Annotated in this window: 20 protein-coding genes and 2 tRNA genes; 10 read left to right on the top strand and 12 right to left on the bottom strand. The window is 71.7% G+C overall.

Annotated elements, in window-relative coordinates; translation table 11 throughout:
- The first annotated feature begins 209 nt into the window (after positions 1–209).
- Entirely contained in the window at positions 210–2,204 is a 1,995-nt protein-coding gene (gene pknB, locus DEH69_RS27805) for a Stk1 family PASTA domain-containing Ser/Thr kinase (protein WP_113689739.1), read from the top strand.
- 16 nt (positions 2,205–2,220) lie between these two features.
- Here pknB and DEH69_RS27800 read toward each other — a convergent pair whose 3' ends face one another.
- Positions 2,221–2,703, bottom strand: a complete 483-nt coding sequence (locus DEH69_RS27800; protein ID WP_113689738.1) for a DUF5324 family protein — start codon at positions 2,701–2,703, stop codon at positions 2,221–2,223.
- A 193-nt stretch (positions 2,704–2,896) separates the two neighbouring features.
- Here DEH69_RS27800 and DEH69_RS27795 point away from each other — a divergent pair, with 193 nt between their 5' ends.
- Together DEH69_RS27795 and DEH69_RS27790 are read left to right on the top strand one after the other, a co-directional pair.
- The gene (locus DEH69_RS27795) at positions 2,897–3,430 is read left to right on the top strand and encodes a peptidylprolyl isomerase (protein WP_113689737.1); all 534 of its coding nucleotides are present in this window, start codon (positions 2,897–2,899) and stop codon (positions 3,428–3,430) included.
- 106 nt (positions 3,431–3,536) lie between these two features.
- Positions 3,537–4,451 carry a rhomboid family intramembrane serine protease gene (locus DEH69_RS27790; RefSeq protein ID WP_113689736.1) on the top strand — a complete coding sequence of 305 codons (915 nt, stop codon included), beginning with the start codon at positions 3,537–3,539 and terminating at the stop codon, positions 4,449–4,451.
- A 267-nt stretch (positions 4,452–4,718) separates the two neighbouring features.
- Here the strand turns inward: DEH69_RS27790 and crgA are convergent, their stop codons facing one another.
- Positions 4,719–4,982, bottom strand: coding sequence for a cell division protein CrgA (gene crgA / locus DEH69_RS27785; RefSeq protein WP_113689735.1), 264 nt, complete (start codon positions 4,980–4,982; stop codon positions 4,719–4,721).
- Positions 4,983–5,093: 111 nt separating this feature from the next.
- Here crgA and DEH69_RS27780 point away from each other — a divergent pair, with 111 nt between their 5' ends.
- From DEH69_RS27780 to DEH69_RS27755, 6 genes are all read left to right on the top strand, one after another.
- Positions 5,094–5,840, top strand: coding sequence for a DUF881 domain-containing protein (locus DEH69_RS27780; RefSeq protein ID WP_113689734.1), 747 nt, complete (start codon positions 5,094–5,096; stop codon positions 5,838–5,840).
- A 123-nt stretch (positions 5,841–5,963) separates the two neighbouring features.
- The gene (locus DEH69_RS27775; protein ID WP_113689733.1) at positions 5,964–6,143 is read left to right on the top strand and encodes a hypothetical protein; all 180 of its coding nucleotides are present in this window, start codon (positions 5,964–5,966) and stop codon (positions 6,141–6,143) included.
- The gene (locus DEH69_RS27770; protein ID WP_113689732.1) at positions 6,140–6,778 is read left to right on the top strand and encodes an aminodeoxychorismate/anthranilate synthase component II; all 639 of its coding nucleotides are present in this window, start codon (positions 6,140–6,142) and stop codon (positions 6,776–6,778) included. Before DEH69_RS27775 ends, DEH69_RS27770 begins: the two co-directional genes overlap by 4 nt.
- Positions 6,775–8,106 (top strand): class E sortase, encoded by a 1,332-nt coding sequence (locus tag DEH69_RS27765; protein ID WP_258535007.1) that lies wholly within the window; start codon positions 6,775–6,777, stop codon positions 8,104–8,106. The genes DEH69_RS27770 and DEH69_RS27765 overlap by 4 nt, the downstream gene beginning before the upstream one ends.
- Positions 8,107–8,290: 184 nt before the next feature.
- Entirely contained in the window at positions 8,291–9,085 is a 795-nt protein-coding gene (locus DEH69_RS27760; protein ID WP_258535023.1) for a class E sortase, read from the top strand.
- 58 nt (positions 9,086–9,143) lie between these two features.
- Positions 9,144–10,184, top strand: coding sequence for a patatin-like phospholipase family protein (locus tag DEH69_RS27755; RefSeq protein WP_113689729.1), 1,041 nt, complete (start codon positions 9,144–9,146; stop codon positions 10,182–10,184).
- 46 nt (positions 10,185–10,230) lie between these two features.
- Here DEH69_RS27755 and DEH69_RS27750 read toward each other — a convergent pair whose 3' ends face one another.
- The 3 genes from DEH69_RS27750 to DEH69_RS27740 all read right to left on the bottom strand — a co-directional run bounded on the left by DEH69_RS27750 (position 10,231) and on the right by DEH69_RS27740 (position 13,266).
- The gene (locus tag DEH69_RS27750) at positions 10,231–11,052 is read right to left on the bottom strand and encodes an FHA domain-containing protein (RefSeq protein ID WP_258535006.1); all 822 of its coding nucleotides are present in this window, start codon (positions 11,050–11,052) and stop codon (positions 10,231–10,233) included.
- Positions 11,053–11,163: 111 nt separating this feature from the next.
- The gene (locus tag DEH69_RS27745; protein WP_113689728.1) at positions 11,164–13,098 is read right to left on the bottom strand and encodes a serine/threonine-protein kinase; all 1,935 of its coding nucleotides are present in this window, start codon (positions 13,096–13,098) and stop codon (positions 11,164–11,166) included.
- 95 nt (positions 13,099–13,193) lie between these two features.
- A tRNA-Ala gene (locus DEH69_RS27740) sits at positions 13,194–13,266 on the bottom strand.
- Between the two features lie 146 nt (positions 13,267–13,412).
- Here DEH69_RS27740 and DEH69_RS27735 point away from each other — a divergent pair.
- Positions 13,413–13,973: a DNA-binding protein gene (locus tag DEH69_RS27735; protein WP_113689727.1), complete on the top strand. Its 561-nt coding sequence runs from the start codon at positions 13,413–13,415 to the stop codon at positions 13,971–13,973.
- A gap of 109 nt (positions 13,974–14,082) precedes the next feature.
- Here the strand turns inward: DEH69_RS27735 and DEH69_RS31825 are convergent, their stop codons facing one another.
- The 7 genes from DEH69_RS31825 to recF form a co-directional block, all read right to left on the bottom strand.
- On the bottom strand, positions 14,083–14,220 hold the full coding sequence (locus DEH69_RS31825; RefSeq protein ID WP_181727634.1) for a DLW-39 family protein: 138 nt from the start codon (positions 14,218–14,220) through the stop codon (positions 14,083–14,085).
- 122 nt (positions 14,221–14,342) lie between these two features.
- A tRNA-Ile gene (locus DEH69_RS27730) sits at positions 14,343–14,416 on the bottom strand.
- A gap of 62 nt (positions 14,417–14,478) precedes the next feature.
- Positions 14,479–15,045: a DUF3566 domain-containing protein gene (locus tag DEH69_RS27725; protein WP_113689726.1), complete on the bottom strand. Its 567-nt coding sequence runs from the start codon at positions 15,043–15,045 to the stop codon at positions 14,479–14,481.
- Positions 15,046–15,216: 171 nt separating this feature from the next.
- Complete coding sequence (gene gyrA, locus DEH69_RS27720) at positions 15,217–17,799, bottom strand: DNA gyrase subunit A (protein ID WP_309302908.1); 2,583 nt, start codon at positions 17,797–17,799, stop codon at positions 15,217–15,219.
- Positions 17,800–17,857: 58 nt separating this feature from the next.
- The gene (gene gyrB / locus DEH69_RS27715; protein ID WP_113689725.1) at positions 17,858–19,915 is read right to left on the bottom strand and encodes a DNA topoisomerase (ATP-hydrolyzing) subunit B; all 2,058 of its coding nucleotides are present in this window, start codon (positions 19,913–19,915) and stop codon (positions 17,858–17,860) included.
- Positions 19,916–20,178: 263 nt separating this feature from the next.
- Positions 20,179–20,754, bottom strand: a complete 576-nt coding sequence (locus DEH69_RS27710) for a DUF721 domain-containing protein (RefSeq protein ID WP_113689724.1) — start codon at positions 20,752–20,754, stop codon at positions 20,179–20,181.
- A complete protein-coding gene (gene recF, locus DEH69_RS27705) occupies positions 20,747–21,874 on the bottom strand; it encodes a DNA replication/repair protein RecF (RefSeq protein ID WP_113689723.1) in 1,128 nt (375 codons plus the stop codon). Before recF ends, DEH69_RS27710 begins: the two co-directional genes overlap by 8 nt.
- Positions 21,875–21,896 lie beyond the last annotated feature (22 nt).

The raw sequence follows: 21,896 nt of genomic DNA, 5'->3' as shown, positions 1-21,896 counted from the left end.
GAGCGATCAGCCCTCGGTGGTCACACGTCATACACAGGACCGGCCGGGCGATGACCGGTCGCGGTACGCAGGGATACCGGTTGGATATCGGCCGGACACCGCCGTCCGGTGGCCCCTGGACTGCCAGGTACCGTAAGCCAGGGCTTGGACCCTTAGCCCACGGGCCGACCAGGGGGTGCGGCCCGGGACCGAAGGAGAGGGCTGGATAGATGGATGAGCCGCGTCGCCTCGGCGGGCGGTACGAGCTGGGCCAGGTGCTTGGCCGCGGGGGAATGGCGGAGGTCTACCTCGCGCATGACACACGCCTCGGCCGCACCGTCGCCGTCAAGACGCTCCGTGCCGACCTGGCCCGCGACCCCACGTTCCAGGCCCGCTTCCGCCGCGAGGCGCAGTCCGCCGCCTCGCTGAACCACCCCGCGATCGTCGCCGTGTACGACACCGGCGAGGACTACGTCGACGGCATCTCCATCCCCTACATCGTGATGGAGTACGTGGACGGCTCGACCCTCCGCGAGCTGCTGCACTCGGGCCGCAAGCTCCTCCCCGAGCGCGCCCTCGAGATGTGCATCGGCATCCTCCAGGCCCTGGAGTACTCCCACAGGAACGGGATCGTCCACCGCGACATCAAGCCCGCCAACGTCATGCTGACGCGCACCGGCCAGGTCAAGGTGATGGACTTCGGCATCGCCCGCGCCATGGGCGACTCCGGCATGACGATGACGCAGACCGCGGCCGTGATCGGCACCGCGCAGTACCTCTCGCCCGAGCAGGCCAAGGGCGAGACGGTGGACGCGCGTTCCGACCTCTACTCCACGGGCTGCCTGCTGTACGAGCTGCTGACCGTGCGGCCCCCGTTCATCGGGGACTCGCCGGTCGCCGTGGCGTATCAGCACGTCCGCGAGGAGCCGCAGCCGCCGAGCGTCTTCGACCCCGAGATCACGCCCGACACCGACGCCATCGTGCTCAAGGCGCTGATGAAGGACCCCGACTACCGGTACCAGTCGGCGGACGAGATGCGCGCCGACATCGAGGCGACGCTCGACGGCCGCCCGGTGGGCGCGATGGCCGCGATGGGCGCGGCCGCGTACGGGTACGACGACCGGCCGACGACCGCGCTGCGCGCCGCCGACCCCGCGACAACGATGCTCCCCCCCGCGTCCGACCCCGACGGATACGACGACTACCCCTCGCGCGCCGACCGCCGCCAGCGCAACCGGAACACCTCGACGATCCTGCTGGTGCTCGCCGGGGTGCTCGTGCTCGTGGGCGCGATCTTCATCGGCCGCGCGCTGTTCGCGAGCGACCCGCCCGCGGGTAACCTCACCGTCCCCGACGTGGCGGGCGAGACGCTTGAGGAGGCGCGGGACAGCCTGGTCAACGCGGGCTTCCAGCCGGTGGAGAGCGGCGAGAGCGCGCCGTGCGAGCAGGAGGCGGACACGGTCTGCCGCACGGACCCCCCGGCGGGCGAGGAGCACCCGAGGGACACCGAGGTCTCGATCATCCTGTCCGAGGGCCCCGAGCCCGTCGAGGTGCCCGACGTCGTGGGCGACCCGTTCGACGAGGCGGAGGCCGAGCTGGAGGAGGCGGGCTTCGAGGTCGAGCGCGAGGAGGAGGTCACCGCCGACGAGGAGCCGGAGACCGTCCTCGACCAGAGCCCGGGCGCGGGCGATGAGGCCGACCCCGAGTCCGTGGTCACGCTGACCGTGGCCGTGGAGCCCGACGGCGTGCAGGTCCCCGACGTCGTCGGCGACCACATCGACCAGGCGCGGGCCGAGCTCGAGGCGGCGGAGTTCATCGTCGTCACGCAGAACCAGACGGACGACTCCCGCAACGAGGGCGAGGTCATCAGCCAGGACCCGACGGCCGGAAGCACCCAGGCCCCTGGGACGACGGTCACGCTGACCGTGGCGATCCGCTCGGAGGAGCAGCCGCCACCGGTCACGCTGCCGAACGACATGCTCAACAGGCCACTGGCCGAGATCAGGCCGCAGCTCCAGGGCATGGGCCTGAACGTCGTGGTGAGCGGCCCCGACACCGTGACGGCCATCGTCACGGCGACCGACCCGCCGCCCGGCTCGCAGGTCCAGCCGCAGTCCACCGTGACCCTCACCACGCAGGAGCTGGGCGGCGGTCCAGGAAACCCGGGCGGCGGGGACCAGGGCGGGGAAGACGGCGGCCCGTTCGGCTTCCGCGAGGACGGTTAGGGCCTCCGGGCGGCGCTCAGCCCTTCGAGCCCTCCTCCGCCTCCGGGTTCACCTCGGTGGCGGGGGAGGGCTCCATCGTCCAGTCCTGGTCGTTCTGCCCGCTCCACCACTTCCAGGCCGCATACGCGCCACCCGCGGCGAGCCCGAGCATCCCCAGGCGCCTGATCATCAGGGCCGTGCGCTGGCGCCTGGCCTTGCGGCGCAGGGCGCCCCTGATCTCCCGGGCCGAGATGTCGCCGCGCAGCGCGGCCATCGCGGCCTGCGAACGCGCCGCGGCCTGCTCCTTGGCGGGACCCGCGGCGGCCACCGCGCGCCCCATGCGGGGCGCGACCCGGGTCGCGTACCCGGTGCGGGCCTTGACCGCGGCCCTGCGGGCCCTTGGCCCGAGGTAGGCTCCGGCCTGCTGCGCGTACTGCACGGCGTTGTCCTTGGCGTTCATCGCGTACGGCGTCACCATGTCCGCGGCGTGCCGCACGCCCGACTTCCCGTTGTGGCTCACTGGTTACCCTCCTTGTGGTTCGGTGGCGGCGTTGCTCCGCTGAAATCTCGGTTGTCCATTCGCGGGTGAATCATGCGCAAATCATGCCGGTCGCGGAGGGCTACGGCGCGGTAAAGGGCCATCCGGGGGCACGTCGTGCGGGGCACCCGTGGCAGGATCGTGAACCGTCACTGACGTAGACGGAAGGTACATCGTGGCCGAGCAGCTCTATGCCACCCTGAAGACCAACCGAGGCGACATCGAGGTCCGGCTCTTCCCGAACCACGCGCCGAAGACGGTCAAGAACTTTGTCGAGCTCGCGGAGGGCTCCCGCGAGTGGACGCACCCGTCGACGGGCCAGAGGTCCTCCGAGCGGCTGTACGACGGCACCGTGTTCCACCGGGTGATCAGCGGCTTCATGATCCAGGGCGGTGACCCCCTGGGCAACGGCACCGGCGGGCCCGGGTACAAGTTCGAGGACGAGATCCACCCCGATCTCGCCTTCACCCGCCCCTACCTGCTGGCGATGGCGAACGCGGGCCCCGGCACCAACGGCTCGCAGTTCTTCATCACGGTCGCACCGACCACGTGGCTCACCGGGAAGCACACCATCTTCGGCGAGGTCAGCACGCCCACGGGGCAGAAGACGGTGGACGACATCGCGAACACCGCCACCGACGGGCGCACCGACCGCCCGGTGCAGGACGTGGTGATCGAATCGGTCACCATCGAGACCCGCGACGCCTGAAGACCCTCCCCTTTCGGGAACCATTCCGGCACCCTGTCCGTAGGACCAGGGGGCCGGAATGGCCCGGGAGAGCGTGGCCGGCGCCGGACGCCGGGGAAGGGACGCCATGACGGAGCAGCAGGGACCGCCGCAGCCGCAGTCGGGCCTGGCGCACTGCTATCGCCACCCCGACCGGGAGACCGGCATCCGCTGCTCGCGCTGCGACCGGCCCATCTGCCCCTCGTGCATGATCTCGGCGCCCGTGGGCTACCAGTGCCCCGAGTGCGTTCAGGGCGGCGCCGCCGCGGCGCGGGCCGCGGCGCCGAGGACGGTGGCGGGTGGCGTGGTCGCCGCGGGGAATCCCCGGCTTGTCACGCTCGTCCTGCTCTCGCTCAATGTCGCGGTGTTCCTCGGCGTCCTGCTGGCGATCGACGTCTTCGGGATCGTCGACGACCGGCTCGAGGTCCGCACCGACTTCGCGATGCTCGGGTACGCGTTCGACGTCCAGTCGTTCACATGGGTCGGGGTCGCGGACGGCGAGTGGTACCGGATGCTCACGGCGGCGTTCCTCCACGAGGAGCTGTGGCACCTGGCGTTCAACATGCTGGGGCTCTGGTTCCTCGGCCCCGCCCTCGAGGCGGCGCTCGGCCGGGCCCGTTTCCTGGCGCTCTACCTGATCTCCGCGCTGGCGGGCAGCACCCTGTCGTATCTGCTGGCCGCGCAGAACCAGCCGTCGCTCGGCGCCTCGGGGGCGATCTTCGGCCTCTTCGGCGCGACGGCCGTGCTCGCGCGGCGCGTGCGGGCCGACCTGCGGTCGATCGGCGTGCTCCTCGGGATCAACCTCCTGATCACCTTCGTCTGGGCCGACCAGATCGCCTGGCAGGCGCACCTCGGCGGCCTGGCCGCCGGCGCGGTCGTGGCGTACGCGATGGTCAACGCTCCTCGCGAGCGCAGGACCACGATCCAGGTGGCGACGTGCGTCGGGCTGCTCGTGGTGATGGGCGTCGCGTGCGCGGTGCGGACCGCGCAGCTCCTCGGCTGACGCGGCCCGGCCGACCCGGCTGGCGCGTCTGACCGGCTGACCGCGAAGGCCGCCGCAGGCCGGGTTATCCACAGCCGGTGCTGGATCTTGTGCGGGTTGTGGATGACCCGTCCCTGACCAGCGTCAACCGGCGTTTCCGCAGGCGAGCAGGGGTTCGACGGCCCGCGCCGCTCGGACGGGCGTTCCCTTGTTCGCTCAGTTATCCACAGATCTTGTGATGTTCGGGCGAGCTGTGGATAACGTGCGCGACGGCCCGGGAGCGGGGCCCTACTTCCACTGGGTCGAGACCACGAACCCCACCGCGATGAAGCCGAAGCCGACCACGATGTTCCAGTCCTCGAGGGACTCGATCGGCAGATCGGCCTGGGTGACGTAGTACACCACGATCCACGCGAGGCCGATGGCGAACATCGACAGCATCAGCGGCGCCACCCAGCGGCGCCCGGAGCCCATGTCGATCTTCGTCGTCGCCCGCTTCTCCGGCGGGGCGTACGAGTCGTCCTTCTTCTTCCGGATCCTGGACTTCGGCACGAGGAGGTCTCCTGTCGATCGCGCTGCCTGTATCGCGCTGGACAGCGCGTAGCTGTGGGATCGTCCGTTAGCGTAGTGCCTCCCGCGCCAGGAAAGGAGACCAGGGGTACGGTGAACGGCTCCGGATCGCGCCCCGCGCGGCTGTGCACCCTCGCCGTCTTCGCCCTCGCGGGCCTCATCTTCTGGCTGAGCTCGGACGTCTCGGGCGGCAACAACATACGCACCGACGACTCCCTGCTTCAGATGTCCGACCTGATCCGCGAGCGGGCGCGGGACAACGCCGCCCTCGAGGCCGCCGCCGCCGAGCTGAGGGCCGAGGTCGCCGCCCTGGCCCGGGAGGACGCCCAGGGCGGCGACGACGGCGACCGCCGCCTCGACGCCCTGGAGGCCCAGGCGGGCCTGACCGACCTCACGGGCCCGGGGCTCACGGTCACCCTCACCGACGCGCCGCCCGGCGCGACGGCCCTGGTCCCCGGCGTTCCCGACCCCTCGCCCAACGACCTCGTCATCCACCAGCAGGACCTCCAGGCCGTGGTGAACGCCCTGTGGGCGGGCGGCGCCGACGGCGTGCGCGTCATGGACCAGCGGCTGATCTCCACGAGCGCGGTCCGCTGCGTGGGCAACACCCTGATCCTCCAGGGACGCCTCTACTCCCCGCCCTACACCGTCACCGCCGTCGGCGACCGCGCCGCGCTGCGCGCCGCGCTCGACGCCTCGCCAGGGCTGGCGAGCTACCGCCAGTATGTGAGGGCGTACGGCCTCGGCTGGGACGTGGAGGAGCACCGCTCGGTGACCCTGCCCGGCTGGTCGGGCTCCACGGCCCTCGGCCACGCCGAGCCGGTCGAGCCCGCGGGATGACGGGGCCGGCCCCGGAACGACCCCACGAGATCCCGCCAATGACTCCGACCCCCTCCGGCCCCCTGCCCCCGCGTCGTACGCTTGGGGCACGCGGCGTCGCATGAAGGGGAGAAAGCAGAAGCCATGTACGGGTGGATCTGGCGTCACCTGCCGGGCAACGTGCTGGTGCGCTCGCTGATCTCGCTGGTGCTGGTGCTGGGCGTGGTGTACCTGCTCTTCCAGTACATCTTCCCGTGGGCCGAGCCGATCCTGCCGTTCAACGACGTCACGGTGGACGAAGGGGGAGAGGAGACCGGCGGATGAGCCGCACCCGGGTGCTGGTCGTCGACAACTACGACAGCTTTGTCTACAACCTGGTCCAGTACCTCTACCAACTCGGCGCCGAGTGCGAGGTCCTGCGCAACGACGCGGTGCGCCCCGAGCGCGTCCAGCAGGGCGGCTTCGCGGGCGTGCTGCTCTCCCCTGGCCCCGGCACCCCCGAACGGGCGGGCGTCAGCGTGGAGATGGTCACCCACTGCGCCGCGACCCGCACGCCCGTCTTCGGCGTGTGCCTCGGGATGCAGGCCATGGCCGTCGCCTACGGCGGCGTCGTCGGCCGCGCGCCCGAGCTGCTGCACGGCAAGACCTCGGACATCCGCCACACCGGCGAGGGCGTCTTCGAGGGCCTGCCGACGCCGTTGACCGTGACGCGCTACCACTCGCTGGCGGCCGAAGAGCCCACGCTGCCTGATGAGTTGAGGGTCACAGCCTGGGCGGGCGAGGTGCCGATGGCGCTGCGCCACCGCGAGCTGCCGGTCGAGGGCGTGCAGTTCCACCCGGAGTCGGTCCTCACCCGAGGGGGCCACCGGATGCTCGCCAACTGGCTCGCGGTCTGCGGCGACCCCGACGCCGTGGCCCGCTCGCACGGGCTCGCCCCCGTCGTGGAGTCGGCGGCGTGACCGCGGGGCCCCGCGAGGGCGACGCGTACTACGAGCCAGGGGCCTACCAGGCGGCCGTCGAGGCGTTGCACGACCCGCTCAACGACCCGCTGCCCGGGCAGGCTTCGGGCCCCGGCGGCCAGGGCGACGGCCACGACGAGGCGTACGACGAGGCGTATTACGCCCATCTCGCGCCCGAGGCGGGCGCCCAGCGACCCGACCCCGAGACGGTGGGCCTGCGCCGCCCCCGCGACCTCGGCGCGCCACCCCCCGCCACGGGCGGCAGGGCGGCCAGGCGCAGGGCCGCGCAGGCGCGGGCCGCTGCCCAGGCGGCGGCGCAAGGGTACGACGAGACCCGGGAGTTGACGGGCGAGGCCGTGCCCGCCGCCGTCCCGCCCCCGACGGGCGGGCGCGCCGCGCGGCGCAGGGCGGCCCAGGGCAAGCCCTCGCAGGAGCGGGCCTCGGGGGCGCACGCCGCCGAGGCCGCGCCCCCCGAGGGCGGCCGCGCGGCCCGCCGCAGGGCGGCGCAGGGCAAGGGCGGCGGCCGCAGGCCCGCGGCGCCGACGCCCGCAGCGGCGCCCCCGACGGCGGCCGACGAGCTGTCGGGCGGCAGGGCGGCCCGCCGCAAGGCGGCGAAGACGGCCGCGCGGGCCGCACGCCAGACCGGGACGGCCATCAGCAACGTCATCGGCGAGCTGTTCATCACGACCGGCGCGCTGCTGCTCCTCTTCGTCGTCTACCAGCTGTGGTGGACCAACGTGGAGGCCAGGGCGCACGCCAACGGCGAGGCCGACCGCCTCACCGAGCAGTGGGACGATTCGGGCGGCGACGACGGCGGGAGCCGCGACCCCGGCGCCTTCTCCGCGGGCCAGGGCTTCGCCATCCTCTACATCCCCACCCTCGACGTCCGCGTCCCCGTGGCCGAGACGGTCGACCCCGCCACCGTGCTCGACAACGGCATGGTCGGCCACTACTCGGAGGCCGACCGGCTGCCGACCGCGATGCCATGGGAGGAGGAGGGGAACTTCGGGATCGCGGGGCACCGCAACACCCATGGCGAGCCGTTCCGTTACATCAACCAGCTCGACCCGGGCGACCCGATCGTGATCGAGACGGCCGACGCGTTCTACACATACGAGATGACCAGCCGCCTGGATGAGACCTCACCCTCCAACACCGAGGTGCTCGACCCCGTTCCCGAGCAGGGCGGCTTCACCGAGCCGGGGCGTTACATCACCCTGACCACGTGCACCCCCGAGTTCACCTCGACCTACCGTCTGATTGTCTGGGGCCAGATGATTGAGGAGCGTCCCCGGAGCGAAGGGAAGCCGGATGCCCTCGTCGACTGATCGGAGACTTCCGCCGGTGCCAAGGAAGAGCAGCAACGCGTCCCCCGCCCCCGACGCCGAAACGACCGACGAAACGACCGACGAAACGACCGACGAAACGACCGACGAGGCGACCGACGAGGCGACCGACGAGGCGCGCGGGAACGAACGCGAGGACGAGCGCGACGACGACGCCCAGGAGCCGGTGGACGCCCAGGAGCGGACGGACGCCCAGGAGCGGACGGACGCCGAGGACGAGGACGAGGCCCCAAGGCCCGCCCCCTCGCGTGCCCGCCACCGGCTGGCCGCCACCGTCAGCGTCTTCGGCGAGCTGCTCATCACCGCGGGCCTCGTCCTCGGCCTCTTCGTGGTCTACTCCCTGTGGTGGACCAACGTCGTCGCCAACCAGGAGGCCAAACGCGACAGCGACGCCGTCCGCGAGCAGTGGGCCGCCTCGGACGACGACGACGCGGCGGGCGGCGACGACGCCGCGCTCCCGCCCGAGTACGACCCCGAGGACGGCATCGGCTTCCTCCACGTCCCCACGATGTCGGGCGACGAGATCCTGGTGAAGAAGGGCATCGACCTCGACATACTGAACGGCGGCGTCGCCGGGTACTACGACGAGCCCGTCGAGTCGGCCCTCCCCTGGGACGACGAGGGGAACTTCTCGCTCGCCGCCCACCGGGACGGCCACGGCGCGAAGTTCCACGACATCCAGCGCATCGAGGAAGGCGACCCGATCGTCTTCGAGACCGAGAACACCTGGTACATCTACCGCGCCTACGCGATCCTCCCCGAGACCTCGAAGTTCAACACCGAGGTCCTCGACCCCATCCCCGAGGAGTCGGGCGCGACCGAGGCGGGGCGTTACATCACGCTCACCACGTGCACCCCGCTCTACACCTCGCGCCACCGCTACATCGTGTGGGGCGAGCTCGAACGCACCGAGCACGTCAACGCCGAGCGCACGCCGCCCGAGGAACTACGGGCGAATTGACCGCGTTTTCCCTTACATTGCGAGTACCCTGCCACTTATCTCCAGTGGGGGTGTTCCCATGCATGCACCGACCGGCCCAGCCACCCGCTCCACCCCGTGGTCCCCTGATCACCCGGTGCTCGCGGCGCTGCGCAACCGCCGGGCCAAGGGGCACCGCCCCGACGCCCCGGCGGACGACCTGAAGATCGGGCTCGCCGTCGAGGGCGGCGGCATCAGGGGCGTCGTCTCAGCGGCGATGCTCACGGCGATCGAGGACCTCGACCTCATCCGCGCGTTCGACGCCGTCTACTCCGCCTCGTCCGGCGCGATCAACAGCGCGTACTTCCTCAACGGCGACACGTGGTACCCCCTTTCGATCTACTACGACGACCTCGCCACCCGCCGCTTCGTCGACTTCCGCAGGGCCCTGCGCGGCCAGATCCTCGACCTCGACTACGCGTTCGACGTCGTGGACCGCGTCAAGCCGCTCAACTACCAGCGCGTCCTCGACTCCCCCACGCGGCTGCACGTCGCCGTGACCCTGGTGGACGCGATGCGCACCACGTCCGTCTCCGACTTCGCCACGCCCGCCGACCTGCGCGCCGCGCTCGTCGCCAGCGCCTGGCTGCCCGTCGCGCTGCGCGGCACGACGGACTTCCGCGGCGAACGGGCCGTCGACGGCGGCGTGCTGACCCCGCACCCCTACCGGCTCGCGCTCCAGGACGGCTGCACGCATGTGCTGTCGCTCAGCACCCGGCCCATCGGCCCGCCGAGCGCCAGGCTGACGCTCTCGCAGCGCTATGCCATCCGCCACCTCAACCGCATCCGTGAGGGTCTTGGCACCGCGTACGCCGCGGCCATCGCCCGCTACCGGACCGAACGTCGCACGCTCCAGCGAAGAATGGCCGAGCCGGGGCGCGCGCCGTTCGTGCTCGACCTGGCGCCGCTGCCGTGGATGCCGCAGGTGAAGCGGCACGAGGTGGACCCGGGGCGCATCCTGGCGGGCGCGCGCGGGGCGTACGAGGTGTTGTACTGCGCCATCGAAGGGCGCGACCCGGAGCTGATCCGCGCCGGGCGGCTCCGCGCCGTTCCCCAGCTGACCATCGTCGCCCGCGACTGACCGGCACCCGCACCCGACCGGCGCCCGCACCCGACCGGCGGCTCGCCTACTCCCCGAACGGCCCGTCGAGCACGGCCAGATCGGTCGGCACGATCGTCGTGGACATCAGCAGCTCGCGGATGAGGTTGTCGTTGAGCGCGTTGCCCACCGGCTGCTGGACCTCCGCCGCGGTCAGGCCGCGCACGCCGTCGGCCGACAGCCGCCGCCGCACGTCCTCGACCAGGTGCTGAAGGATCGGCACCGTCCAACCGGCGTCCGGCTGAAGGGCGTTGAGCTCGTGGAACGCCTGGAGCCAGGTGAGCGGCTGGGGGTTGGCCTCGTGCAGCAGATAGCGCCGCGCCAGGATGATCAACGCCAGCCGCTCGTCGGCCGCCAGGTGCCACGTCCTCGGCGGCTGCGTCGGGTCGTCGGGCTCGGGCCCGGGGCGCGCGGCGTCCTCGCCCGTCACATACAGCTCGAGCAGGTGCTCACGGCCGCTCGAGCCGCGCAGGAAGACGGGCGTGTAGCCGGTGCGCAGCGGAACGGGGGCCTCGCGCGTGAACAGCAGCATCGAGTCGGGAAGCCGGATCGGCAGCCTGCCGAGGTTGGTGAGCCACCAGCGGCGTTCGCTGCGGGTCAGCGTGCCCTGGCGGCGGCTGACGCGGCGGTCGTCGCCGCCGATGCACACCTGCACGTCGCCGCTGTTCCGGCCGAAGGTGATCCGCCGCCCCTCGCGCGGACGGAAGGCGATGTCGCTGCCGATGGTGCGCGCGTGGATCGTGCCGGAGGGCGAGGGGGGCACGCCCCGGGCCAGGCTGCGGTGGTTCGTCGTGATCGCCATGCCGACTCCCGTCTCCTCGACCGTCTCCTCGACCGTCTCCTCGACCATGAGCTCGACCGTGTACCCGACCAGGTACCCGACCGTGTGCTCGCCGTCTCCCTGCCATGGTGGCCCCGCGGCCCGTGACCGGTCCCGAGAGCGGCGCCCCGTGCCCGACCGTCACGGGGGCGGCGGCAGGGCCGAGGACGCGGACGTCATCAGCTCGCCCGCCGCGGCGCACGCGGCGTCCTCGCCGTCGGGGCTGCCCACGACGAGGAACAGCTTCTCCACGGCGGGGTCGCCCTCCTCGCCCGTGTAGTGCCGGTACTCCAGGATCACCCGGCACGTGCCGGGGCCCTCGGCCCCTCGGCCCACGGCGGCGTCGTAGCCGTTGAACTGCGTGGCGTGCCCGTGCTCGGCCGTCAGCGGCTCGGCGCGGTCGAAGCGGAGCATCACCGCGGCGTCGTCCGCCATCCCGTACCACTCGCACTGCCACTCGGCGAACCCGGTGTTGGGGCTCCCGGTGTCGAGCCCTGGCACGGCCGCGGTCAGCGTCGCGGCGTCGAGCAGCGCGCAGGCGCTGTACCCGGCCAGGGACCCAGGGGGGAACGCGGCGGGGCGGCGCGGCAGCGTGCCGTGCTCGTTGACGACGTCGGCCGCGTGCCGGGCGCTCGCATCGGCGATCGCGCACCGGTCGGGGGCGCCGCCGTCCCCGTACTTGGCGGCGACGGTGAGCCAGTTGCCGTCGGGCAGCAGCACCAGGCGCGTGCAGTCGTCCCCCGTGGGCGGGTAGGACACCACGCGCACGTCGCCGACCGGCTCGGAGGGGGAGGAGATCTCGGGCGCGGGCGCGTTGTTGAGGTCCACCATCACGTCGATCTCGCCGCCATCGGGCGGCAGGACGCGGACGTCGCAGCGGTCGAAGTTCCCGTAGTCGCGGTCGAGTCGCGTGTCGCCGAACGCCGCGAGCCCCACCGGGTCCACCAGCGCGCACGGGTCGGCGCTCGGGGCGTGGCCGATGACCTGGCCCACCGGGCGATCGGGCGGCCGCAGGGCCTCGGGGACGGGCGCGGGATCGGCGGGCTGGGCGTTGCCGTTCCCTTCGCCCCCGGAAATCCGGAGGCCGACCACCACCGCGGCGGCCAGCGCGACAAGACCCACCCCGGCCAGGACGGCCCACGCCGGGGGGCGCGAACGCGGCGGCGCGGGGGGCGCGTTCAACGCGTCGACCGGCGCGTCGACCGGTACAGGGCCCGAACGCGGCGGCGCGGAGCGGACGTCGGCCGCGGGCAGCAGCCCGCGCAGCAGCGCGACCGCCTCGGCCGCGTCGGGCCGGTCCTCGGGGCGCGGCGCGAGCAGCCGGTCGAGCACCGGGCCGAGAGGCCCGGCGCGCACCGCCGCGACGAACGCCCCCGCCCGCGCCCGCATCTCCATCTCGGCCTCGGTGGCGCTCGGGCCGTACAGGGAGTGGCCCTCGACGACGCGGAAGAGCGTGGCGCCGAGCGAGAACACGTCGGACGCGCGGCTCGGCACCCCGCCCCTGTGCACCTCGGGCGCGGCATACGCGGGGGTGCGGGGGATCGGGCCCTCGCCCTGGGTCTCCTCGGGGTCGCCCGCGCCGCAGTTCCCGAAGTCGCCGAGCTTCACAAACCAGTTGTCGGCGACCAGGACGTTCCCCGGCTTGACGTCGCGGTGCACCACGCCCTTGGCGTGCACGGCCCGCAGCGCCTCGGCGAGCTGCACGCCGATCTCCGCCGCCCGCCGCCACGCCTGAACCCCGTCATCGTCGGCGAGCCTGCGCCGGGGAAGGGCGTTGACGAGCCCCGCGAGGCTGCGCGATGTGACGTACTCCATGACCAGCCAGTGGTCGCCGCCGCCCGCGTCCCCGGGGATCACATCGTGCAGCGTCACCACGTGCGGGTGCTGCATCTCGGCCAGAATCGCGGCCTCTTGGAGCACCGCGCGCTGCCCGCGTCCGCCGTCGACGTGCGTGCGCTTGAGCACCACGGTGCGCGGCACCAACGCGTCGGTGGCCCGCCAGACCTGGCCCATGGCGCCCTCGGTGAAGCGCTCCCGCAGCCGGTAACGCCCTCCGACCAGGTCGCCCACGTCCATGGGCCCGCCTCCCTCACCGCGCCGCTACGCCATCGCACCCTTGACTATCAGCGACGCGACGCGGGAGTGAGCGCTCCTCACAAAGGCTTCACGTGTGGAGCCTAGGAGAGTCGAACTCCTGACATCTGCCATGCAAAGACAGCGCTCTACCAACTGAGCTAAGGCCCCGAACGGCTCTCTGGGGAGCCAAGGTCAAGGTTACCCAATCTTCTCCCCGGATACCGACCGGGTATCGCCCCGGGCACCGGTCGCTCCGTAGGATGACGCGCAACTTCGCTCACGTGAAGCGATCAGGGGAGAACAGGGGAGAGACGATGGACGCAGCACAGCAGGAGTCCACCGAAAAAGCGAGAGAACAACAGACGACCTGGTACGGGGAACCGCTCGGGACGCTCTTTCGCCGCCTCATCGCGGACCTCGGGCTGAACCAGGCCCGCCTGGCGGTCGTCCTCGGCCTTTCGGCACCGATGCTGTCCCAGCTCATGAGCGGGCAACGCGCGAAGATCGGCAACCCCGCGGTCGTCCAACGGGTCAGGTCTCTCCAGGAGTTGGCCGCCGAGGTGCGCGGGGGCCGCATTAGCGCCGCCGAGGCCACATCGGCGATGGAGGAGATCCGCCGCACGTCCGGGGGGAACGTGCTCGGCACCCACTCGACCGCCGCCAGGTCAAGCTCCATCGGGGTCCCCGCGAACCCCACCAAGCGCGTCGTGCGCGAGATCCAGGCGCTGCTCCGCTCGGTCTCCGACGCCACCGAGATCCAGAGCGCGTCGCGGCTGCTCGCGGACACGCACCCCGAACTGGCCGAATTCCTCAGGGTGTACGGCATCGCGCGCACCCGCGAGGCGGTCGAGCACTACGAGAGCCACCAGGGCTGAGCGCCGCCGCAAGCGTTCGCATCCGCACATCGGAGCAGCACACGGGCCCCCGGCCGCACAGCGCAGCCGGGGGCCCGGAACACAGTCTGTCGCGCCGTCCGGCGTCGGGTCAGGCGCCCGAGGAACCGCTCGGAACGGCGTCCGTGGCCTCCGTCCACAGGTCCTGCTCGGCCTTGTCCGCCTGGATCTGGCGGTACACGAGGAGGCCACCGATGGCGGCCAGGGCGACCAGGAGGAGCTTCTTCACCGCGCTACCTCGTCCTTCTTGCAGATACGTGATCGGACCATCTGGCGCCCGATGATACCCATGATGTCAGCCGCGTATGTCAAACGCCCCCGGCCATCTGGGACCGGGGGCGACGCGGCCGGTGGGGCTAACAGGACTTGAACCTGTGGCCTCATCCTTATCAGGGATGCGCTCTAACCATCTGAGCTATAGCCCCGCTGTGCACGGAAAGGCTAGCGCATGGGCGCCCCCGCGCCCAAATCGCTATTGCCCTTCCGCCTATTCGTCCTCCGCCAGGGTCACCTCGACGCCCCCGACAAACCCCGCCGACAGGTTGTACATGAACGCCCCGAGCGTCGCCAGGGCGGTGGCGAGCACCACGTCGATCACGGCGATCACCGATGTGAAGATCAGCACCCGCGGCAGCGACAGGAACGCCTCGAGATCGAAGCCGCTCTCGGAGTCCGTCTCGGTCGCCTCGGTGATGGTCTCGCCGATGGTCGAGAAGACGCCCATCGCGTCCATCACCATCCACAGCACCGACACCGCGATGATCGTGCAGATACCCAGGGCGATGGAGAGCAGAAAGCTGACCTTCATCACCGACCACGGGTCCGCCTTCGCCACCCGCAGCCGCGCCTTGCGGGTGCGCGGAACGGTACGCGCGCCGGTGCGCGCGACCCGCACGCCGCTTCCCTGCGTCCCCTGCATCCCCGAGGCCCGGGTGACCGACGGCGGGGGTGACTGGGGCGGCGGCGGTCCCTGCTGCGGCTGCGGGTACGCCTGCGGGGGGTGGTAGTGCTGCGCGTCCTGCCCGTACGGGTCGACGGGTCGTGCACTGGTCATCGTGGTCCCCCCACGCGTCGGGTCATTCGGGGTGTCACCCCGGGGGCCGGTGCCCCCGGGGCCTTGGCCAGGGGCGGCCGCGCCCTGCGGCGGGCCCGAGGGTGAACGGCCTGGCGGCTGTCCATCGTTCCCCGGGACATCCCCGGGAGCTCCCCTGGAACCGCTCACGCCCTACTCCTCATCGCCCGGGGCCGCCGCCTCTTCCGCGGACTCGGCCTCGACTTCCTCGGCCTCGCGGCCCGCCTCGGCGTTGCGGGCGATGCCGACCACGGCGTCCCGCTTACCGAGGTTGATCAACTGGACGCCCATGGTGTCACGGCCCGTCTCCCTGACCTCGTTGACCCGCGTGCGGATCACCCCGCCGCCGAGCGTGATGGCCAGGATCTCATCAGTGTCCTCGACGACCAGCGCGCCCACCAGGGAGCCCCGGTCCTCCACGATCTTCGCGGCCTTGATCCCGAGGCCACCGCGCCCCTGGACGCGGTATTCGTCCACGGGCGTCCGCTTGGCGTACCCGCCGTCCGTGGCGGTAAACACATACGTGCCCGCGCGCACGACGTTCATCGACAGCAGCTCGTCGCCCTCGCGGAAGCTCATCCCCTTCACCCCCGACGTCGCCCGGCCCATGGGCCGCAGCGCGTCGTCGGTCGCGGTGAAACGGATCGACTGCGCCTTCTTGCTGATCAGCAGCAGGTCGTCGGCCGCGGAGACCAGCTCGGCGCCGATCAGCTCGTCGTCCAGGCCCTGCTCGGTCTGGCGGAGGTTGATCGCGATCACGCCGCCCGAGCGCGGGGAGTCGTAGTCCTTGAGCGCGGTCTTCTTCACCAGGCCCGACTTGGTGGCCAGCACGAGGTAGGGCGCCGCCTCGTAGTCCCTGATGGCCAGGATCTCCGCGATCCGCTCGTCGGGCTGGAACGCCAGGAGGTTCGCCACGTGCTGGCCGCGCGCCTCGCGGCCCGCGTCCGGCAGCTCGTACGCCTTGGCGCGGTAGACGCGGCCCTTGTTGGTGAAGAACAGCAGCCAGTGGTGGGTGGTGGAGACGAAGAAGTGGTCGACGATGTCGTCCTCCTTCAGCTTGGTGCCCCGCACCCCCTTCCCGCCGCGCTTCTGGGCGCGGTAGTCGTCCGTCCTGGTGCGCTTGACATAGCCGCCGCGGCTGATCGTGACGACGATGTCCTCCTCGGCGATCAGGTCCTCGATGGACATGTCGCCCTCGAACGGGATCAGCGCCGTCCGCCGGTCGTCGGCGAACTTGTCGACGATCGCCGTCAGCTCCTCGCCGATGATCGCGCGCTGGCGCTCGGGCGAGGCGAGGATGGCGTTGTACTCCTCGATCTTCGCCTGGAGATCGTCGTGCTCCGACGTGATCTTCTGGCGCTCGAGGGCGGCGAGCCGCCGCAGCTGCATCTCCAGGATGGCGTTGGCCTGGATCTCGTCGATCGAGAGCAGCGAGATCAGGCCCTCGCGCGCGACGTCGACCGTGGCGCTGCGCCGGATCAGCGCGATGACCTCGTCGATCGCGTCCAGCGCGGCGAGCAGGCCGCGCAGGATGTGGGCGCGCTCCTCGGCCTTCCTCAGCCGGTAGCGGGTGCGGCGGACGACGACGTCGATCTGGTGCGCGACCCAGTTGCGGATGAACGCGTCGAGCGACAGCGTGCGCGGCACCCCGTCGACCAGGGCCAGCATGTTGGCGCCGAAGTTCGTCTGGAGGTCGGTGTGCTTGTAGAGGTTGTTGAGGACGACCTTGGCGACCGCGTCCCGCTTGAGGACGATCACCAGGCGCTGCCCGGTGCGCGACGAGGTCTCGTCCCGCACGTCGGCGATGCCGCTGACCCGGCCGTCCTTGACCAGCTCGGCGATCTTCTGCGCGAGGTTGTCGGGGTTGACCTGGTAGGGCAGCTCGGTGACCACGAGGCACTGGCGGCCCTGGATCTCCTCGACCTCGACGACCGCGCGCATCGTGATCGAGCCGCGGCCCGTGCGGTACGCCTCCTCGATGCCGGTGCGGCCCACGATGAGCGCGCCCGTCGGGAAGTCGGGGCCCTTGATGCGCTCGATCAACGCGTCGAGCAGCTCGTCGGGGGTGGCCTCGGGGTGCTCCAGGTACCAGCGGGCTCCGGCGGCCACCTCGCGGAGGTTGTGCGGCGGGATGTTGGTGGCCATGCCGACCGCGATGCCCGCTGAGCCGTTGATCAGGAGGTTCGGGAAGCGCGCCGGCAGGACCGTCGGCTCCTGGTTGCGGCCGTCGTAGTTGTCCTGGAAGTCGACGGTCTCCTCGTCGATGTCCCGCAGCATCTCCATCGCCAGCGGCGCCATCCGGCACTCGGTGTACCGCATGGCGGCGGCCGGGTCGTTGCCCGGCGAGCCGAAGTTGCCGTTGGAGTCCACGAGCGGCATGCGCATCGCCCAGGGCTGGGCCAGGCGCACCAGGGCGTCGTAGATCGAGGTGTCGCCGTGGGGGTGGTAGGTCCCCATGACGTCGCCGACGACGCGGGCGCACTTGTAGTAGCCGCGCTCGGGCCGGTACCCGCCGTCGTACATCGCGTAGAGCACGCGGCGGTGCACGGGCTTGAGCCCGTCGCGCACGTCGGGCAGGGCGCGCGAGACGATGACGCTCATCGCGTAGTCCAGGTAGGACCGCTGCATCTCCGTCTCGAGCGTCACCGGCTCGATGCGCAGGGCACCCGACGAGTTCAGCGGGGAGTCCTCACCGCCGGGGAGACCGCCGGGGAGATTGGGGTTGTCGTCGGCCATGACGTTCGTCCGATTCCTTTCGAGCCGCTGTGGGGGTGACCGGGGGGCCGGTCGGCCTTCAGATGTCCAGGAACCTGACGTCCTTGGCGTTGCGCTGGATGAACGACCGCCTGGCCTCGACGTCTTCGCCCATCAGGATGGAGAACAGGTCGTCGGCCGCGGCCGCGTCGTCCAACGTCACCAGGCGCAGCACGCGGTGCGCCCGGTCCATCGTGGTCACCCGCAGCTCCTCGGCGTTCATCTCGCCCAGGCCCTTGAAGCGCTGGATCGAGTCCTCCCTGATCCGCTTGCCGCGCTCGCGGCCGAGGCGGATCAGGCTGTCGCGCTCGCGGTCGGAGTAGGCGTACTCGAACTCGTCGCGGCCCCACTTGATCTTGTAGAGCGGGGGCTGGGAGAGATAGACGTGACCGGCCTCGACCAGCGGGCGCATGAAGCGGAAGAGCAGGGTCAGCAGCAGGGTGTTGATGTGCTGGCCGTCGACGTCGGCGTCGGCCATGAGGATGATCTTGTGGTAGCGCAGCCGCGAGATGTCGAAGTCCTCGTGGATGCCCGTGCCGAACGCCGAGATCAGCGCCTGGACCTCGGTGTTCTGGAGGACCTTGTCGATGCGGGCCTTCTCGACGTTCAGGATCTTGCCGCGGATGGGCAGGATGGCCTGGTACTGCGGGTCGCGGCCCGACTTGGCGCTGCCGCCCGCCGAGTCGCCCTCGACGATGAAGATCTCGCACTGCGCCGCGTCGTTGGACTGGCAGTCGCTGAGCTTGCCCGGCAGCGACGCCGTCTCAAGCAGGCCCTTGCGGCGCGTGAGGTCACGGGCCTTGCGGGCGGCGACGCGCGCGGTGGCGGCCTGGATGCCCTTGCGGATGATGTCGGCGGCCTCCGCGGGGTTGCGGTCGAGCCAGTCCGACAGGTGCTCGTAGACGATCCGCTGCACGAACGTCTTGGCCTCGGTGTTCCCGAGCTTGGTCTTGGTCTGGCCCTCGAACTGCGGCTCGCCCAGCTTGACGGAGATGATCGCCGTCAGGCCCTCGCGGATGTCCTCGCCCGTGAGGTTGTCGTCCTTCTCGCGCAGCAGCTTCTTCTCGCGCGCGTACTTGTTGACCAGCTGGGTCATCGCCGCGCGGAAGCCCTCCTCGTGGGTGCCGCCCTCGTGCGTGTGGATCGTGTTGGCGAAGCTGTAGACGCCCTCGCTGTACTGGCTGTTCCACTGCATCGCGATCTCGACCGAGATACGGCGCTCGGTGTCCTCGGCCGCGATCTCGATCACGGAGGGGTGCACCAGCTCGCCCTTGCGGGAGTTCAGGTGGCGCACGAAGTCCGCGATGCCGCCCTCGTAGTGGTACGTCACCGAACGCGGCTGGTGATCGCCGTCGCCCGCGGCCGTGTCGGCGCCGGACGTCTGCTTGGCCGCCTCCCGCTCGTCGGTGAGGGCGATCGTCAGGCCGCGGTTGAGGAACGCCATCTCCTGGAAGCGGCGCGAGAGCGTCTCGAACGAGTAGTCCGTCGTCTCGAAGATGTCGCCGTCCGCCCAGAACGTCACGGACGTGCCGGTCTCCTCCGCGGGCTCGTTGCGCTTCAGGGGCGCGTCGGGAACGCCGAGGGTGTAGGACTGCGTCCAGCAGTACCCGTCGCGGCGCACCTCGATGGCGACTCTGCGGGAGAGGGCGTTGACGACGGAGACGCCCACGCCGTGCAGGCCACCGGACACGGAGTACCCGCCGCCGCCGAACTTGCCGCCCGCGTGCAGGACCGTGAGCACCACCTCGACGGCGGGCTTGCCCTCCGACTCGACCATGTCCACCGGGATACCGCGGCCGTTGTCGATCACCCTGACCCCGCCGTCGGCCAGCAGGGTCACATCGATCCTGTCCGCGACCCCGGCGAGCGCCTCGTCGACGGAGTTGTCGACGACCTCGGTGACGAGGTGATGCAGGCCACGTTCGCCCGTGGACCCGATGTACATGCCCGGGCGCTTGCGGACCGCGTCGAGACCCTCGAGCACCGTGATCGCGCTGGCGTCGTAGGAGGGCAGCCCGTCCGTGGGCGCGGAGGGGGTGGGAATGTTGTTGTTGGCATCGCCGGAATCGGCCACGAAGCGCCCTTTCTGGCACAGCACGAGCCTGCTCCCGCTGGCTGGGAGCGGCTGTGTCGTTCGACATGGTCCGCAACGGGGCGGTTGCCTCTCAGTCTACCGGTAGCGCCGACTGTAATGACGGTTTGCTGGGCTCTCAGTCCGCATGTGCCGCCCTGAACTGCCATCCGGTGACTCCCTATATGCGGGCCGGGTCCCTGATCCGCTCACGACGGCGCTCAGCGCTTCCGTCTGTCAACCTCTGCAAAAGTGACCGGCATCACTCCCGCACCCCCCGTCCCACCCGCTCACCCGTAGGTGTCGCCCGGCCCTCTGCTGCCGGGAGCGCGCAGCCGACCGGCGCCGCGGCCAGGGCCCGCGGGCCCGAACACCTTGAGCGAACGCACCGTGCCCTGGCCGAGATCGGCGTTCAGCCTGCGCAGCAGCTGGGGCGCGAGCAGCCGCAACTGCGTCGCCCACGCCGTCGAGTCGCACCGCACGGTCAGCACGCGCGACTCCTCGTCGTAGCTCTCGGGCACCGCGTGCTGCGCCACCTCGGGGCCCACCAACTCGGGCCAGCGGCCCAGCACCCCGCCCACCGCGAGCGGCATCTCCCAGCCCCGCTCGACCGAGAGCCGCTCCACCGCGGCGCCGAGCGGCAGCGGATCGCGACCGCCGGGGCGCGCGCCGGAGCGCAGACCGCCGCGCCGCGCCTGCTTGCGCTGCTGCGCCACCGTGCCGCGCGCCCGCGCCTGCTCCTTGGCCGCCCGCAGCGCGACGCGCGCCAGGTCGACGCCCGAGGACTGGGCCCCTGAGGGCTGAGCCCCTGAGGACGGGGCGCCATCAGGGGCGTTCACGCCGGAGGCGTCCTGGCCCTCAGCCATCGGCGGTCACCCGCCCCTCGGCCACCGCGAACCGCGCACCGGCCAGCACCTCGGGCACATCCTGCTCCACCGCCGCGGTCACCAGCACCTGCTCGCCACCGGCGACCAGCTCGGCGAGCCGCTCCCTTCGCCGCGCGTCGAGCTCGGCGAACACGTCGTCCAGGACCAGCACAGGCTCGGGCCCCTCCTCCTTGAGCAGGTCGTACGACGCGAGCCGCAGCGCGAGCGCGAGCGACCACGCCTCGCCGTGGCTCGCGTAGCCCTTGGCGGGCAACTCGCCAAGACGCAGGCCCAGATCGTCCCGGTGCGGGCCGACAAGCGTCACGCCGCGTTCGACCTCCTGGGCCCGCACCGCGGCCAACGCGCCGAGCAGCGCCTCGTACCACTCCTCGCGCGACGCCCCGGGCGCCACCTCGGCGGGGCCGCGGTACTCGAGGCCGACGGGGCCGCCGCCCGGGGCCAGGCACTCGTACGCCTTGTCGGTCAACGGGCCGAGCGCCGCGACCAGATCGAGCCGCCGCGCCAGCAACTCCGCGCCCGAGCGCGCCAGATGCTGGTCCCACACGTCGAGCGTGGACAGGTCGACGCCGCGCCCGCCGTGCCGCCTGGCCATCGCCGCGGACTTCAGCAGGGTGTTGCGCTGCTTGAGCACCCGCTCGTAGTCCGCCCTGACCCCGGCGAGCCTGGGGGCGCGCGCCGTCACCAGGTCGTCGAGGAACCTGCGCCGCTCGCCCGGGTCGCCCTTGACCAGGTGCAGGTCCTCGGGCGCGAACAGCACCGTCCGCACCACGCCGAGCACGTCGCGCGGGCGGACGTGGGTGGAGCGGTTGAGGCGGGCGCGGTTGGCCCGGCCTGGGTTGAGCTCGAGCTCGACCAGCTGCTCACGGCCGCCCTCGGTCACCGCCGCCCTGATCACCGCGCGCTCGGCGCCCATCCGCACCAGCGGCGCGTCGGATGAGACGCGGTGGCTGCCCAGCGTCGCCAGATAGCCGACGGCCTCCACGAGGTTGGTCTTGCCCTGCCCGTTGGGGCCGACGAACGTCGTCACCCCGGGGGCCAGCGCAATGTCGGCCGTGGCATAGGACCGGAAGTCGGCCAGCGACAGGCGTGTGACGTGCAACGAAGCCGACCCTCCCCGACCG

Source organism: Streptomyces sp. PT12 (genome assembly GCF_003311645.1).
Lineage (GTDB): Bacteria > Actinomycetota > Actinomycetes > Streptomycetales > Streptomycetaceae > Streptomyces.
Note: the sequence above shows the minus strand (reverse complement) of the source record. Positions and strands in the feature narration are given on the sequence as shown.